This is a genomic window from Cohnella sp. (assembly GCF_041640265.1).
Classification (GTDB): Bacteria; Bacillota; Bacilli; order Paenibacillales; family Paenibacillaceae; genus Cohnella.
The window spans coordinates 52,947-69,978 of the sequence record NZ_JBEQAP010000029.1 but is presented as its reverse complement, the minus strand read 5'-3'; the positions used below and the strand labels follow the sequence as shown (position 1 = coordinate 69,978).

General features: G+C 46.0%; 14 protein-coding genes. 12 read left to right on the top strand and 2 right to left on the bottom strand.

What is annotated here, in order from left to right; translation table 11 throughout:
* Window positions 1–154 precede the first annotated feature (154 nt).
* Entirely contained in the window at window positions 155–1,423 is a 1,269-nt protein-coding gene (locus tag ACESLK_RS19135) for a stalk domain-containing protein (RefSeq protein ID WP_373231305.1), read from the bottom strand.
* Window positions 1,424–1,719: 296 nt separating this feature from the next.
* Between ACESLK_RS19135 and gltB the strand changes: the two genes are divergently transcribed.
* Window positions 1,720–6,324 carry a glutamate synthase large subunit gene (gene gltB, locus ACESLK_RS19130; RefSeq protein ID WP_373231304.1) on the top strand — a complete coding sequence of 1,535 codons (4,605 nt, stop codon included), beginning with the start codon at window positions 1,720–1,722 and terminating at the stop codon, window positions 6,322–6,324.
* Window positions 6,325–6,595: 271 nt separating this feature from the next.
* Window positions 6,596–6,739, top strand: a complete 144-nt coding sequence (locus ACESLK_RS19125; RefSeq protein WP_373231303.1) for a hypothetical protein — start codon at window positions 6,596–6,598, stop codon at window positions 6,737–6,739.
* A 173-nt stretch (window positions 6,740–6,912) separates the two neighbouring features.
* On the opposite strand, the gene ACESLK_RS19120 is transcribed toward ACESLK_RS19125, so the two are convergent.
* Entirely contained in the window at window positions 6,913–7,281 is a 369-nt protein-coding gene (locus ACESLK_RS19120; protein ID WP_373231302.1) for a helix-turn-helix domain-containing protein, read from the bottom strand.
* Window positions 7,282–7,508: 227 nt separating this feature from the next.
* Here ACESLK_RS19120 and ACESLK_RS19115 point away from each other — a divergent pair, with 227 nt between their 5' ends.
* From ACESLK_RS19115 to ACESLK_RS19070, 10 genes are all read left to right on the top strand, one after another.
* Window positions 7,509–7,967: a hypothetical protein gene (locus ACESLK_RS19115; protein ID WP_373231301.1), complete on the top strand. Its 459-nt coding sequence runs from the start codon at window positions 7,509–7,511 to the stop codon at window positions 7,965–7,967.
* Between the two features lie 19 nt (window positions 7,968–7,986).
* Complete coding sequence (locus ACESLK_RS19110; RefSeq protein WP_373231300.1) at window positions 7,987–9,066, top strand: LCP family glycopolymer transferase; 1,080 nt, start codon at window positions 7,987–7,989, stop codon at window positions 9,064–9,066.
* Window positions 9,067–9,400: 334 nt separating this feature from the next.
* Complete coding sequence (locus tag ACESLK_RS19105; protein ID WP_373231299.1) at window positions 9,401–10,324, top strand: ABC transporter ATP-binding protein; 924 nt, start codon at window positions 9,401–9,403, stop codon at window positions 10,322–10,324.
* The gene (locus tag ACESLK_RS19100) at window positions 10,317–11,135 is read left to right on the top strand and encodes an ABC transporter permease (protein WP_373231298.1); all 819 of its coding nucleotides are present in this window, start codon (window positions 10,317–10,319) and stop codon (window positions 11,133–11,135) included. Before ACESLK_RS19105 ends, ACESLK_RS19100 begins: the two co-directional genes overlap by 8 nt.
* Window positions 11,136–11,429: 294 nt before the next feature.
* Entirely contained in the window at window positions 11,430–12,092 is a 663-nt protein-coding gene (locus ACESLK_RS19095; RefSeq protein WP_373231307.1) for a sugar transferase, read from the top strand.
* Between the two features lie 41 nt (window positions 12,093–12,133).
* Window positions 12,134–13,027: a glucose-1-phosphate thymidylyltransferase RfbA gene (gene rfbA / locus ACESLK_RS19090; RefSeq protein ID WP_373231297.1), complete on the top strand. Its 894-nt coding sequence runs from the start codon at window positions 12,134–12,136 to the stop codon at window positions 13,025–13,027.
* 13 nt (window positions 13,028–13,040) lie between these two features.
* Window positions 13,041–14,201: an NAD(P)-dependent oxidoreductase gene (locus ACESLK_RS19085; protein WP_373231296.1), complete on the top strand. Its 1,161-nt coding sequence runs from the start codon at window positions 13,041–13,043 to the stop codon at window positions 14,199–14,201.
* A 25-nt stretch (window positions 14,202–14,226) separates the two neighbouring features.
* The gene (lhgO, locus tag ACESLK_RS19080; protein ID WP_373231295.1) at window positions 14,227–15,447 is read left to right on the top strand and encodes an L-2-hydroxyglutarate oxidase; all 1,221 of its coding nucleotides are present in this window, start codon (window positions 14,227–14,229) and stop codon (window positions 15,445–15,447) included.
* Complete coding sequence (rfbC, locus tag ACESLK_RS19075; protein WP_373231294.1) at window positions 15,434–15,994, top strand: dTDP-4-dehydrorhamnose 3,5-epimerase; 561 nt, start codon at window positions 15,434–15,436, stop codon at window positions 15,992–15,994. Before lhgO ends, rfbC begins: the two co-directional genes overlap by 14 nt.
* Entirely contained in the window at window positions 15,994–17,022 is a 1,029-nt protein-coding gene (locus ACESLK_RS19070) for an NAD-dependent epimerase/dehydratase family protein (RefSeq protein ID WP_373231293.1), read from the top strand. The genes rfbC and ACESLK_RS19070 overlap by 1 nt, the downstream gene beginning before the upstream one ends.
* Window positions 17,023–17,032: the final 10 nt, after the last annotated feature.

Here is a 17,032-nt window from a genome sequence, read left to right as displayed (position 1 = left end):
ATTTCTCTTTTTCGTACAAAAAAAGAGCGGGCTATCTTTTTCGATAACCTGCTCTTTTTCTTGATATTTGGACCTGCACCTTAACTAAATGACATTGCCTCGAGGGGAGCCCTTTGTATTTTTGCGTAAATAGGGAATACTATCCGAGAAAATATTAGGAATTAATGAATGCAGTTTTGATTCTTCCGCGATAAATAACATCGTAGTTCAAGCCTTTGATAATGACGGCAAGCGGTACATAGGTACTTTTGGTTGTTCCTATTTTTTGAATATATGCTGGTGTTTCTAAAGGCTGTTTCACGCCATTGACAATCATAGTCTTTGAGCCAATCGTAATGGATACTTCGCGGCCATTTTTACGGAATATTGCGGTTTTCGTTTTATCGATCCATTCAAGGTCTGCATTTACAGCTTTAGAGAAATCTCTAATGGCAAGGAAAGTCGTATTGTTTTTAAGAATGGGCTTGCTTAGCAAATCCTTGCCGCTGATAATAACGGAAATTGGAACATCTGCCGCTCTCGGGGCGGGCTTAAGATATTGGTTCCATATTACATTCGCGTAAGCCTCGGCGATTACCTCGTAGCCTGCCTGTTTAGGATGATTGTCATAGTCAAAGGTATTAACGTAAGTGTACGTTGTTTCCTTGCCCTTAAAGCTTGGAGAGATATGTACGACTTTCATGGGCAAGCCTTCTTTGGAAAGCTGATCTGTTACGACATCAAGACGATCGGCAAGCTTATCGACAGCTTTCAATAAATCCCCATATAACTTATGAGTGCTCCATAATGGCAGGTATTGATCGGACAATAGGATTTGGGCGTTCGGGGCCATCACGTGGAGCTGACGAATCACTTTATCCAAATCTGTTGTATATTTATTCATTATCGTATCAAAGTTATTGTCAAGCATCTGCTGCGCGTCCTCTGTGGACAGTGCGGTCATAGCTTTAATAAGTTCGCCGAAATCATTAGCGCCTATGGTCATCACGACAAGGTCCGCCGTTCGCAGGCTTAATGCGATTTCAGGCGCCTTCGAGGCGACAGCATCTGCTTGTTTAGAAACGCCCTCTTGGAAGGAAGAGAAATCCTGAATATCGGCAGAGGTCATTTTCGCGCTCTCGGAAGCGCCTTGAAGTAAATTACCCAGCCCTGGAGTGGTTAATCCCATAATGGCATAATTGGATAGGGTTGCGCGTCCGTGGAAAAGAGCTTGTTCGTATAGGCGGTCAACATATCCGTATGGGACCGATTCCTCAGTCATTCTCTGCTCATACCCAACGGTGATGGAATCTCCAAGTGCGACAATCTCATAGCTGTCATTCATTGCAGCTTCAATATTGGCCGCTGATGCTGCGGAAACTGTCGTTAAAGCCATGACAGCACCCATGATTACCGCAAATGGCTTGCGCAAATTCAGTTTCATATTCTTCTCGTCCTCCTTAGGTTTTTCTATGGACCTTAAGCTGAAAACAAAGCTTATCGGCATCATAAAAAGATTAAATTGATATAACTCTATCGGTGATGTAAAATAATATAACAAGAAAAATGAATAATTATGAATAATCGCCGTCTTAAACCGCGAATATCATCATCCATTTCCCCGTTATTTTCCTTAGCTGCCACCGCCATTATCTTTTATTCTAGGTCATTTGGGACGGAATTTGAAGCCGTTATAGTTTGATTCCCTCAAAACACTGTATATAGGAAGGTTGATATGATATGAGAGAAATGCGTAACGGACTGCCACCGAAGCAGGGGATGTATGACCCTCAGTTCGAGAAAGATGCTTGCGGAATGGGGTTTGTCGCTCATATTAAGGGTCAAAAATCGCACGAGATCGTTGAGCAAGCACTAACTTTGCTCTTTAACATGGAGCATCGCGGCGGACAAGGAAGCGAACCTAATACAGGCGACGGAGCGGGAATTTTAATGCAAATTCCGCATCGTTTCTTCGTTAAAGAGACGGCTAAACTTGGTTTTACATTGCCGAATGAAGGAGAATATGCAGTAGGCATGGTTTTCCTTCCCTTAGAGGAAGCCACTCGGCGCCGACACGAGGAAATATTCGAAGCTATCATTGCGGAGGAGGGTCAAACCCTTCTAGGTTGGCGGACAGTTCCGACGAACGATGAGAAGCTGGGCGAGACAGCGAAGAAGGTTAAGCCTTTTGTCCGTCAGGCATTTATTGGACGCTCGGCTGCGTTGACTGGCGATTTGGCATTCGAGCGGAAGTTGTATGTCATTCGCAAACGCGCGGAGCAAGCGATTCGTTACTCCGATATCGATGGCGCAGACATGTTTTATTTCCCAAGCCTTTCGAGTAAGAAAATCGTGTATAAAGGTATGCTTACCACAGAACAAGTAGGACATTTCTATACAGAGCTTCGCAATCCCGAGCTGGATACTGCGATGGCTCTTGTTCACTCTCGCTTCAGCACGAATACGTTCCCAAGCTGGGAAAGAGCTCATCCTTTCCATTATCTGATTCACAATGGCGAGATTAACACGTTGCGCGGTAATGTGAACTGGATGCATGCCCGTCAGACGTTATTCGCTTCTGAGCTGTTCGGAGAAGATCTAGAGAAGGTTAAACCTGTTATCGCTCCGGATGGTTCCGATACGGCGATGTTCGATAACACTTTTGAATTCATGTATTTATCAGGACGTTCTATGGCGCACGCTGCGATGATGATGGTTCCGGAGCCGTGGCAGAACGATGAGTATATGGATGAGGAAAAACGGGCGTTCTATGAATATCATGCCTGCTTAATGGAGCCATGGGATGGACCGGCTGCCGTAGGATTCACGGATGGCGTGCAGATCGGCGCTCTTCTTGATCGTAATGGCTTGCGCCCTGCGCGTTATTACGTGACGAAGGATGATCTTATTGTCCTTGCCTCCGAAGCTGGAGTTGTTAATATCCCAGAAGAGGATATTGTTTTGAAGGATCGGTTACGCCCGGGCAGAATTCTGCTCGTCGATACGAAACAAGGGCGCATCATCTCCGATGAAGAGGTAAAGCGTTCAATCGTTACCGAGCATCCATATCGCGAATGGCTTAACGATCACCTAGTCGATCTGGAAGACCTTCCTGAAGCAACGGAGCTGCCAGAGCCGGATCATGATAATGTTCAGCTGCATCAGCAAGCTTTCGGATATTCGTTCGAGGATATTCGTAAAATCATTGAGCCAATGGCGTTGACGGGTGGAGAACCTCTTGCTTCTATGGGGTATGATTCACCGTTAGCCGTCTTGTCGGAGAAGCCTCAACGTTTGTTCAGCTATTTTAAGCAGCTGTTCGCACAGGTAACGAATCCGCCGATTGATGCTATTCGGGAGGAGATCGTAACCTCAACCTATACAACAGTTGGCCCAGAGCGGAACCTTCTCCTTCCGGAGCCGGAGAGCAGCCGACATATCCGACTGTATACGCCGATTCTGTCTAATGAGGAGTTCGCTAAGCTGCGTCATGTTCACCGTCCGGGATTTAAATCGATAACGCTGCCGATTTTCTTCCCAGTAGAAAAAGGCGAATCTGGACTACGCGAAGCCATTAAGCTATTATGCGAAGCTTCTGACCGCGTTATCTCCAAGGGTCACAATATTCTGATCTTGTCAGATCGCGGCATTGATGCTGAGAATGCAGCGATTCCTTCACTGCTTGCCGTATCATCGCTTCATCATCACTTGATTCGTCAAGGAACACGGACGAAGGTCAGCATTCTGCTTGAATCCGCAGAACCGCGGGAAGTGCATCACTTCGCGCTGCTGCTCGGTTACGGCGTGAGCGCAGTTAATCCTTACCTAGCTTTCGAAACGTTGGATGACTTGATTCGTCAAGGAATGCTCCGTAACATCTCACATGAAAAAGCGGTCAAAAATTATATTAAAGCAGCGACCAAGGGCGTTGTTAAGGTCTTGTCCAAGATGGGTATCTCTACGATCCAGTCTTATCGCGGCGCGCAAATATTCGAAGCGATTGGCCTGAACACCGAACTTATCGATCAATACTTTACATGGACCCCTTCCCGAATTGAAGGCGTCGGTCTTGACGTTCTGACGCAAGAGACGCTTGTTGCACATCAACGTGCTTTCTCCAAGCAAGAAGGAGCGGCGCGGGAGCTGGACTCTGGCGGTGATTATCAATGGCGCAAGGATGGAGAAGACCATCTGTTTAACCCGCAGACGATCCATACCCTCCAGATGGCTACCCGTACGGGGAACTATGAGACGTATAAGAAATATTCCTCTCTTGTTCAGGGAGAATATGATGAAGTTCGTGCGCTCCGCTCCTTGCTTCAATTCAAGTTTGACCAGCCTCCAGTGCCGATTGAAGAGGTCGAGCCGATCGAATCCATCTTCAAGAGATTCAAGACTGGGGCGATGTCATTCGGTTCAATCAGTAAAGAAGCGCATGAGTCACTGGCCATCGCGATGAACAGAATTGGCGGTAAGTCCAATTCTGGCGAGGGCGGAGAAGATGCTGCGCGGTATATTCCGGATGCGAATGGCGATTCTCGACGCAGTGCGATCAAGCAAGTTGCGTCCGGTCGATTCGGAGTTACGAGCTATTATCTCTCCAATGCGGAAGAAATTCAGATCAAGATGGCCCAAGGTGCTAAGCCCGGTGAGGGCGGACAGTTGATGGGACGCAAGGTGTATCCATGGGTTGCACAGGTACGCGGAACTACACCAGGTGTCGGTTTGATCTCGCCTCCGCCGCATCATGATATTTACTCTATCGAGGATTTGGCTGAGCTCATTCACGATCTGAAGAACGCCAATCCGCGTGCACGCATTAACGTTAAGCTAGTATCCGAAGTTGGTGTTGGTACGATAGCCGCCGGCGTAGCCAAAGCGCGTGCGGATGTCATCCTCGTGAGCGGTTACGATGGAGGTACAGGCGCTTCTCCGATCGGTTCGATCAAGCATGCCGGCTTACCTTGGGAATTGGGGCTTGCAGAGACGCATCAGACGCTGATCCTAAACAATCTTCGTGATCGTGTTGTTGTGGAGACGGACGGCAAGATGATGACGGGCCGCGATATCGCGATTGCCGCGCTGCTCGGTGCCGAAGAATATGGGTTCTCTACTGCTCCGTTGGTCGTACTTGGCTGTATCATGATGCGGGTGTGCCATTTGGACACCTGTCCGGTCGGTGTCGCAACGCAAAATCCAGAGCTTCGTAAGAAGTTTATGGGTGATCCTGATCAGGCTGTGAACTTCATGAAGTTCATCGCACAGGAATTCCGCGAAATTATGGCTCAGCTTGGATTCCGGACCGTCGAAGAGATGGTTGGACGGGTGGACCGATTGGATACGAATATCGCGATCAGACATTACAAAACTCGGGGTATCGATCTTTCGCCGCTGCTTCATATGCCGGAACTGCCGGAGGGCTCCTTCCGTTATAATGCCAAAGGTCAGCATCATGGCTTGGAAGAGTCGCTGGATATGCAGTCTCTGCTTCAGGCAGCAGCGCCCGCTCTTGATAACAAGCAGCAGGTTAAGGGAACTTTCCCGATAATGAATACCAATCGCGTTGTTGGAACAATTGTAGGATCTGAGGTAACGAAGCGTTACGGTAAAGACGGTTTACCGGAGGATACGATTCAGTTCCACTTCGAGGGCACCGGCGGCCAAAGCTTCGGGGCATTCATTCCGAAAGGGATGACCTTAACGCTTGAAGGGGATTCCAATGATTATGTAGGAAAAGGATTGTCAGGCGGTAAAATTGCCATCTATCCTTCAGCGAAGGCAACTTTCAAGGCGGAGGATAACGTCATTATCGGAAACACTGCATTTTATGGCGCGACAAGCGGTGAAGCATACATTCGCGGCGCGGCCGGCGAAAGATTTGCAGTCCGTAACAGCGGCGTAAATGTTGTTGTTGAAGGCGTTGGCGACCATGGCTGCGAGTATATGACGGGCGGACGCGTTGTCGTTCTTGGCAAGACGGGGCGCAACTTCGCTGCGGGAATGTCGGGCGGGATCTCCTATGTCATCGACTGGGATGGCAAGTTCGTCAATCGGTGCAACTTCGAGATGGTTGCTCTTGAGCGCTTCGAGGAAGAGACCGAGGTCGCTGAAGTACGTGCGATGATTGAGAAGCATGTTATGTATACAGACAGTGAGCTTGGGCGCAGAGTTCTTAAGGATTGGGAAAGCATCGTAACCAAGTTCGTCAAAATCATTCCGAAAGACTACAAACGAATGATGGAGCAGATTGCTAAGGTTCAAGCCCAAGGTCTAAGCGGAGAGCAAGCGCTTCTGGCGGCATTCGAAGCGAACATGCGAGATTTGTCCCGCGTTGGCGGTAACTAAAAGAAATAGATGAAGTAAAAAAAGAACACCGAAGGGTTTGCTCAAAAGCAAATCTGTCGGTGTTCTTTTTCTCTGTGATTAATGATTATGCTTACATAAAAAGCGTTATATTTATTCGCTGCAGGTTCGATCGTAATTGGTAATATTCGACAAAAGTTCTAAAAAAATAGAATCAACTCACTCCATGACTCGACACCCTCCGCAATACGAATGACCTATACTAGCTTTAGTGTTTCATAATCAGAATGATAGAGAGGGTTTGGGAGCGGAGATGGAAAGAAATAAACCGATTGGGGCTAAAGTGACTAGTCAGCCATTGGAAATTGACATCCGCAAGATTATGAAACAGATGGGCATTGAGGTGGAGAAGTGGCCGGTGGAGTACAGAATAAAAGCTGAACAGATCAGATCTTAAATATATAGCTTCAATCACATCTAAGTACCTCGAGGTTATGGGATGCTATAAGCGTCCTCCTCAGAGGTTTTATTTGTTTTAAAGACGTCAACCTTGCTTATTCCCAAAAAAAGCCTCGGAGGTTTTGCCGTTCATCGGCTTGTACCTTGCAGAGGCTTTGGTTGTTGCAGCCATTAGTTCATGGATCGTTCAGCACGTATGAAGGCGATGAATCTTCTGGCTTCATCAGATGTCAGCTTGCGGCCATCGACGGTTAATGCGAACCGTTCAAGCAGCTCCGCATCGGATAGCTCGAGTTCATCGGCAAATTGCTTAACATCTGAATCAAGTACCGTATTCGGTTCATTAGTACGCCCAACTAAATAATCGATCGTGACAGAAAATAAATCTGCGACTTTTGTCAACGTCTCTGTATCAGGTTCTCTTCTGTTTTTCTCGTAGTGTGATAAAGCGGCGCGTGAGATTCCGAGGGAAGAGGCCAAGGTTTCTTGTGTCCAACCGCGTTTATCACGCAATAACGCGATACGGTTGCCGATATTCATAAAATTCCCTCCTTGCTTTTATTACTCATCATATTACTCATCATAATATGGAATTGCTACATTTGCATCTATTGCGACAAAATGTCGCAATTCTCACTATCAATAATATAGACAATTTTCTATTAGTTATACGTGTTATTAATATTCTTGACATGATACATTATGTATCGTAAAGTAGAGAGCGACAATATGATACAATTTGTATCGTTCTCGGAGGATGTGACTTTATGGATACAGCCCAAGATAGTTCTCTTTCTTCTAGTGATATCAGATTCAGATGGATGGGCTCGATAACATCGGAGCTATCATTATGTCGGCTCAAGGACAGAGAGATAACAAGCCGTCCGGCTAAAGTGTTAATGATGAAGATTGGGCTAAGAGGCTGTCGATTTCAGACCTATATGAACATTCCGGTCCGTGAAGATGCGGAGTGGCTTATGAAGCAACAAATCGGTTCGTATACGGCACTTCTTAACGGAATTATTGTGAGCTCAGATCAGGATGCAGGCTGGTGGACCTATGAAATGAGATGGAAAATGTCCAGCTTTGCCCAACAAACCTTTGAATATCGATTGAATGCCTACATGCAAGCGCTGCTAGTAAACAGCCCGCACATTATGACGTTGTATCGCTCTATAAGTCAACGGAACGATGGTGAATTCCGTCGCTTAGACGTGTCAACGTAATAAAAAGGAGCGGTTTAATATGAAACAGCGAAAGTGGATAAAGGTAACGGCATATAGCGTAGTGGCCATACTGATTGTTGCCGTAACGATCGGGATCACTGTTTCTTATTCTATGAAAAAATCCATGAAAGCCATGTATGAGCCCCTTCCTTCATTAGAATGGCAACAGCCTAGTATACTTGTTGAAGAAGTAAAGGCTACTTCTAAGGCTGTTGAGCCGATACTAACTGAAGCTGAAGATAAAGCAGCAAATAGCGTGATAAATGAAACCGTGCATAAGCCTGAAATAGGTGAAAAATCTCATGAGTTTATATCCTTAGACGAAGAGCAGCTCGCCCAGTTGCGTCACCCCGATTTGAGCAAGGGAAATTCGTTCAGCATGCTCTTGCTCGGCGTGGATGAACGAGCTGGAGACAAGGGCAGAAGTGATACCCTTATTTTGTTGGCCGTTAATCCAGCAAAAGAACGAGTTATGGCGTTATCCATTCCGAGGGATACGAGAACTCAACTCCCCGTTTCGGAAAGCTTTGATAAAATTAATCACGCCTATGCTTATGGCGGTACCTCCCTAGCGATTGAGTCTGTAGAGAGATTATTGGGAGTGCCCATTGCTTATTTTATGAAGACGAATATGGAAGGCTTAATGGATATCGTGGATACCCTCGGAGGTGTAGATGTTTCAAATCAAAGAGACTTCACAATGGAAGGAATTCATTTTCCAAAGGGGTCGCTCCATATGGACGGGGGGAAAGCACTTGCTTACATCCGAATGCGCATGGAGGATCCGGCAGGGGATATTGGAAGAACTGCGCGTCAACGGCAAGTGCTGTTATCCGCAGCAGACCGAGTTATTAGCTTTAGAACGTTGGGCAGGTTCCCGAAGTTGCTCTCTCAATTGTCTGATAGTGTAAGAACGAACCTCACTCTCGAACATATGATGAACCTTGCCAAAGATTACAAGAGTTCAATTAAGCAAGTCGATACCTTGTATCTGCAAGGAAGAGGCGCAACAATAGAAGGAATTTATTATTGGTTACCGGATACAGCCGATCGAGTACGGGTACAGAAAGAGCTGTTGGCGCTTCTACAATCGCCGTGAAGTTACATTTAACGACATATTCGGTTGACTTGATCCATTTAGTATCATATACTAAATAAATGATACATTATGTATATAAGTGAAAGGGTGACTACGATGGAGCATTCAATAAACTTCTACTGCCTTGAATGTAATCAACTCAAGAGGGTAGATGAAGCGAGAAGCTTGTTCCGTACTGGCTTTTACCTTGTTCGACACCCGCTGGGGTTGTGTTTATGCTGCCAAACGGTATTGATTCCTCTTTGATTCTAAAGTTTGGATAAATAAGGAGATGTTCTTCCCTTCTAGGGTTATAATCAATGAGGTATGTAATTTAGAATACGGAGGGAAGCGCATGTCGCAGTTGCCCATCGTTCGTCTGCAGGGATTGACGAAAGTTATTGGTAAGAAGACTATCATTGACCGTGTGTCTCTTGAGGTTTATCCGGGGGAAGTTTACGGATTTCTTGGACCTAACGGATCCGGAAAGACGACAACGATTCGGATGATGGTCGGTCTAATGGGTATGACATCCGGGGATATCCAAATTGCCGGACATAGCATTCGCAACGAATTTTCGAAAGCGATCGTACATGTAGGGGCTATAGTAGAGAATCCGGAGATGTACAAATTTCTAACGGGATATCAGAATTTATTGCATTATGCACGAATGAATCCTTCTATAAAGAAGGAACGTATTGACGAGGTTGTCGAGCTAGTCGGTCTCCAGGGACGAATACACGATAAGGTGAAAAAATATTCTCTAGGTATGCGTCAGCGGCTTGGTGTTGCACAGGCTGTTATGCATCGACCGAAGCTTCTTGTGTTGGACGAGCCGACAAACGGATTAGATCCGGCAGGCATTCGCGAGCTGCGGGATTATTTGCGGCGTTTGGCACAGGATGAAGGAACGTCTGTGTTCGTCTCGAGCCATCTGCTCTCCGAAATGGAGCTAATGTGTGATCGGGTATCCATTCTTCAGAATGGGAAGATCATAGATGTTAGATCAATACGCTCTACGGAGAACATCAAGGTCAAGCAGGATGAAGAGGTTCTGATTGAGGTCGATCAGCCCGATGCAGCTATTCATGTTCTTGAAGGAATGGGAGATGGACGTGTAATCGAAGGTATACTTACCATAAAGGGAGAACGCACGACAGTTGCTGCAGTCAACCGCCGTTTGGTTGAGGCCGGCATGAACGTCTATAGTATTCGAATCAGAACCAAATCGCTGGAAGATCAGTTCCTCGAAGTTACGGGGGGTGAGTCTGTTGGCTGATTTTATGAAACTAATCCAGAATGAGAATATGAAGATCTACCGACGGGTCCGCACGTGGATTATGCTAGGATTAATAGTCTTTATCCCCATTTTGATTTCAATACTGTTCTATTTTGCAGTTGGAGACCGCAAACCATCTAATTGGAACGTCATGTACATGGAAGCTGCTATCATATCCGTGCTCATCACGATCTTCACGGTAGTTAAGGCTGCGGACTCGGTAGCAGGGGAATTCACTTGGGGTACGATTAAGCTGTTGCTCATTCGCCCTTGGAGTCGTTCCTCCATACTGCTATCTAAGTTTTTGTCTCTATTGTTATTTGCTCTATTGTTTACGATAGTTGCTTTTGTGGTGACTTGGCTTGTGAACACGTTATTGTTTGGATATTCGTCAACTCCAGATGATCTCATCGACTATTCAGTGAACTCACTTGCTGTAACGGATTCACCATGGGCGTATATGCTGCTCTTGTTTCTGTGTCATTACATTGGTCTAATCTTCGTTGTCACATTCGGCTTTATGATGTCAGCGGCATTCCGAAGCGGAGGATTAGCAATTGGGCTGTCTATTTTCCTGCTGCTCTCTGGAAATCTCATTACGGGTATGATCGTTGCGTTTACCGATAAGCCTTGGGTGAAATATTTGCCCTTCTTGCATACGGACCTAACCAGCTACTTAAATGGCGGTACTGGACCGATACCGGATCATCCGATGACGTTAGCCTTCTCGTTGACGGTGCTTGCCGGTTATTTTATCCTGTTTAATTTAGTGTCCTGGTTAGTTTTCTGCAAGCGCGATGTTGCCGCTTAACTAAACTAAATAATCGTCTTTAACAAAATTTTATAAACAGTCATGCGGGTCTCTACTGCTCGCGCGGCTGTTTATTTTTTTTTTGCAGAAAATAAACAAAACGAATTGGACACAAACATTTTGCTTGACAATGCTACATTACGTATCATAAATTAAGGTATATATGATACATATAGTTTCAATGAAGAGGTGAGTGTATAGAGAGTTTACACAGCATAGAAAAAAGAGAGATGCGGCATCACAAGCAGGATAGATAGGAGTGGGCTTATGAGTGTTCAAGAAGTGGATATTCCAATGGATGTACAGCGTTACGGTGTTGGGTTGCAGAAAATTCGCCACAGAGAGGAAAGCCTCGCTTACTTAGTCTCTAAGAGGGGCCTCGATATCATTTGCTCTCTGATTGCACTTATACTGCTTAGCCCGCTTATTCTGATTATTGCGATTCTCATCAAGGCAGAAGATTCTGCGGGTCCGGTATTCTTCTCGCAAGTAAGGATCGGTAAGAACGGTAAGTCCTTCAAAATGTACAAATTAAGGTCAATGGTAACGAACGCAGAGGATTTGCTGCAATCCCTATTAGACAAAAACGATGTTAGCGGGGCCATGTTCAAGATGAAAGACGATCCTAGAATTACGAGGGTAGGTAAAATCATCAGAAAAACGAGCATTGATGAGCTGCCGCAGCTATGGAACGTCTTAAAAGGAGATATGAGTCTCGTTGGACCTAGACCTCCTCTTCCTAGGGAAGTTAAGGGGTATACGATCTATGCCATGCAAAGGCTGCTCGTAACGCCTGGCTGCACAGGGCTATGGCAAGTAAGCGGTCGAAATAGCGTGGGATTCGAGAAAATGTTAGAGCTCGATTTGAAATATATGTCTGAGCGCAGTCTGATCTTCGATGTAATGATCATGCTCAGGACCGTTAAGGTATTGCTAGGTTCAAGAAACGCTTTCTAAAAACATTGCGGTTCGTTTATTTGAGCAGGGGAGTGAAGCGCTTGAAAGGAATTATTCTAGCCGGAGGAAGCGGAACGAGATTGTATCCCCTGACCCGTGTTGTATCAAAGCAATTGCTGCCGATTTATGACAAGCCCATGATTTATTATCCTCTCTCCGTCCTGATGCTCTCGGGTATTCGAGAAATTCTTGTGATTTCGACCCCGGAGGATCTTCCGCGATTCAGGCAACTGCTAGGAGACGGCTTGGATCTTGGGATTTCTTTGTCTTATGCGGTGCAGGCTTCGCCAGACGGAATTGCACAAGCCTTTATTATTGCCGAATCCTTTATTGGTAATGATCAGGTAGCCCTAATCTTGGGCGATAACCTGTTCTACGGGCAAGGGCTAACGCAGCTGCTGAAGCAATCCAGCAGCAGAGAGGCGGGGGCAACGGTGTTCGGTTATTACGTTAATGATCCGCATCGGTTTGGCGTCGTTGACTTTGATGATTACGGTAAGGTTGTATCGATCGAAGAGAAGCCTTCGGTGCCCAGAACGAATTATGCGATAACCGGGCTTTATTTCTATGACAACAAAGTCGTGGAGATTGCTAAGAGAATCAAGCCTTCCCCTCGTGGAGAGCTGGAGATAACGGATATTAACAAGGAATACCTGGCCCGAGGCGAGCTTCATGTGGAAATCCTAGGCCGCGGCTATACCTGGCTAGATTCAGGAACTCATGAGTCGCTTCTCGAAGCTTCACAGTTTATTGAAACCATCGAGAAAAGACAGAGCCTGAAGATCGCCTGTCTGGAAGAAATATCATTTCTTTTCGGGTACATTTCGAGAGATCAGCTGCTAAACCTAGCTGAGCCATTAATGAAAAATGAATATGGCAAATATCTCTCTAGAATCGCAACCCAAGAAAAATCGAAAAAGCCGATACATGCTTAATGGAGGGATTTAGATGAATGAAAAGATAAGAATCGGTGTCGTTGGCACAGGGTTGATAGCGAAGGGCTTAACTCTTGCATTAGAGAATCAGCCTGACCTAATCTTAACCGGAATTTTAACCCGGAGAGATATTGCAACCATGACCTCCCACCCAAGCAGCGAGCTGCTGACGAACTCTGTAGATGATCTTATTGATAAAGCGGACTTGATCGTGGTGAGCACTGGGGATGTTATCTATGGCACAGACGTTATCGATCTAGCGATAAAAGCCAATCTTCCTGTCGTTACAATGGACGCGGAGCTGCAAGTAACGACCGGTTCATATTTTGCCCGGTTAGGGCTTATTACCGAAGCAGAGGGCGATCAGCCTGGTTGTCTAGCAGCGTTGAAGGAAAATGCGGAGCAAATGGGCTTTAAGCCCTTGGTATATGGTAATATCAAAGGCTTCCTTAATCTAAATCCGGCTCAAGAGGACATGGAATATTGGTCTAAGCGAAACGGAACAAGCCCAGGGATGACAACTTCGTTCACGGATGGAACGAAAGTACAAATTGAGCAGGTGCTAGTAGCGAATGGCCTAGGGGCGGGTATTGCCCGAGAGGGACTTCTCGGATACGAATCTGAGGATAGTCATTCCGGCGGCGTACATCTTGCAGAGCAAGCCAAAGAACTTGGGATGCCTATCAGTGACTATATTCTTGCTCCGAAGGTGCCGCCGGGAGTATTCATTACTGCGGAGCACGACGGACGTCAAAAGGATGCTCTCCGTTATTACAAAATGGGAGAAGGTCCATACTACACACTATTAGTTAACTATCATCTTTGTCATCTTGAAATCCTCAAGACAATCAGAAGAATTATTAACGGCGGCGGGGTTCTTCTTAATAACAATACGGAACCTGCTTTCAGTGCTGCTGCAGTTGCCAAGCGTGATCTGAACGCTGGGGAGTTTGTTGAACGGGGAGTCGGAAGCTTCCAGGTTCGGGGAATAGCGGTGGAAATCGCCAGGAACTTAAATCACGTCCCGATCGGGCTCTTGTCCGATGCTGTTCTGCTTCGCCCGGTTAAGGAAGGCCAGACGCTTACGTTCGATGATGTGAAGCTTCCGGATAGCTTAGCGGTTCGGGCATGGAAGGAAATCATCGAGAGAGCATCGGTTTACTCAACGATCTAACAGAGTATCAGGGGGGGGCATCTTCATGAAGCAATACGATTATGTCGTTGTCGGCGCGGGAATTATGGGCTTGACCACTGCTAGAGAGCTAAAGGCGAGGTTTCCGGAGAGCAGTATCGTTGTGCTCGATAAAGAGCCGGATGTAGCCCGTCATTCTAGCGGAAGAAACAGCGGTGTGCTGCATGCGGGATTCTACTATACCGCAGACAGCTTAAAAGCTAAGTTTACCAAAGAGGGAAATCAAGCATTGACCCAATATTGCGAAGAGAATCAGCTCAAAATTAACAAATGCGGGAAAGTTGTTGTCGCAACGAACGAAGAGGAGCTGCGGGGTTTATACGAGCTGAAGAAGCGGGCCAATCGGAATGGAGTCGAGCTTCGGTGGGTAGATGAAAACGAGCTCCTGGCGATAGATCCCAATGTAAAAACCTATCAAAAGGCCTTATTTTCCCCTACTACCTCTACTGTAGATCCAGTTGAAGTATGCAACAAGCTCAAAGAAGAGATTGTGGCAAGCGGTGTGACTTTTCTCTTTAACTGTCCTTACCAAGAGGTCAAAGGAGATTTGGTTTACGCGGGAAATGAGACGATTAAATTCGGGTATTTGGTTAACGCTGCTGGATTATATGCGGATAAAATCGCTCATGATATGGGGTTCGGATTGAAGTACACGATAATCCCCTTCAAGGGAATTTATCTGAAATATGCCAAGAACAAAACAGATGTGCTGACGAATATCTATCCGGTCCCAAATTTGAAAAACCCCTTTCTTGGCGTACATTTCACAAAAACGGTGGACGGTGCGATCAAGATTGGTCCAACGGCAATTCCGGCCTTCTGGCGCGAGAATTATACCGGGTTCAAAAACTTCAAGCTTGGAGAATTTATGAGCATCGCCGGCTATCAATCGAAGCTGTTTTTTACGAACGCTTTTGGATTCAGGTCTTTAGCCTTCGAAGAAGCGAGGAAATATATCAAATCCTATTTCATTAACCTCTCCTTGAAAATGGTCAAAAATATCGATAAGGAAGGCTTTGGAGATTTTCTTAAGCCTGGCGTTCGCGCGCAGCTATTAAATAAGCAAACGATGGAGCTTGTCCAGGATTTCATCATTGAGGGGGATGACCGTTCTATGCACATACTGAACGCCGTTTCTCCGGCCTTCACGTGCTCCTTCCCGTTCTCTCGTCATGTCGTGGATACCATCTGCAGCAAACAAGGAGGTCAAAAGATTGAAGCTAGTTGAAACTAAATTAGACGGTGTACGGATTATCGAGCCAGATGTATATGGCGATTCACGCGGGTTTTTCATGGAAAGCTATAGTAAGCAGAAATTTACCGAACTAGGATTAGATTTCGATCTCATTCAAGATAATCATTCATTATCTGCACAAGCTGGCGTTATCAGAGGATTGCATTATCAGAGCAGCCCAAAAGCCCAAAGTAAAATCGTTCGTGTCCTAACGGGAGCGATTTACGACGTGGCAGTTGATATTCGCATAGGCTCTCCAACCTTCGGGGAGTGGGTGGGCGTCGTTCTTTCCGAGGAGAACAAAAGACAGCTGGTCGTCCCGAAAGGGTTCGCTCACGGTTTCTGTACAATTGTCCCGAATACTAATGTTCTGTATAAGGTGGATGAGTACTACTCCCCTGAGCATGACCGGGGGATCCTCTGGAATGATCCCGATCTGAATATTGATTGGCCGATAAGCAATCCCATTCTTTCGGATAAAGATAAGAACCAGCCGCTATTCAAACAATTGCAGCAACAATTCGAGGAGGTTAAAGCCTAATGAAAACAGTGTTGGTTACGGGAGCTGGCGGATATATCGGGAGCGTATTGGTTCCCAAGCTATTAGACAAGGGGTATCAGGTGATAGCGATTGACCGTTTCTTCTTCGGTATGGATAAGCTGCAAAGCCACGAGAATTTAACGGTCATTAAGGAAGATACAAGGCGGATTAAAGAGGAATATTTCGCAGGAGTGGATGCGGTCATTGACTTGGTCGCAATCTCTAACGATCCTAGCGGAGAAGTGTTCCATGAGGCTACTTATGAAATCAACCATCTCTCACGCGTAAATACAGCTAGCATTGCTAAGAGACTAGGTGTAAAAAGATATATTCTACCTTCCTCCTGCAGCATCTACGGCTTCCAAGAAACGGGAGTGGTCGTGAATGAACAGGCAACAACGAATCCATTAACGACATATGCGAAGGCGAATGAAAAAGCAGAGCTAGATATTCTTCCCCTTGCGGATGCGGATTTCACGGCAGTCATTATGAGGCAGGCTACCGTATTCGGATACTCCCCGAGAATGCGGTTTGATCTTGCGATTAATGGTATGACCTATGGGGCTTGGGAGACGGGTGTGATTCCTTTGATGCGTGATGGCAGCCAATGGAGGCCTATGGTGCACGTACAGGACACAACGGATGTTATGTGCATTCTCTTAGAGGCTGACCAGGAGAAAATTAATGGCCAGATCTTTAACGTAGGCTCTCATAACTATCAGTTGGGTCAGCTAGCCGAAGAGATCGTCAAAGCTCTCCCGATTGAAGTGAACATTGAATGGTACGGCGATGCCGACCATCGTTCTTACAAGGTTAATTTCGATAAAATCGAGTCAACCTTGCATTGGAGAGCCAAATATACAGCGGCAGACGGCGCAAAGGAAATCTATGACGCCTTGATAACCGGCAAGTTAACGAAGGATGACCAAACGATTACTTTGAAGTGGTATGAGGAATTAGCCAAATGGCACAAAATCATCAAAGAACGCGAGATGTATGGCGGCATCATTATGGGTATAAGCAGTTAGGATGTTTGTT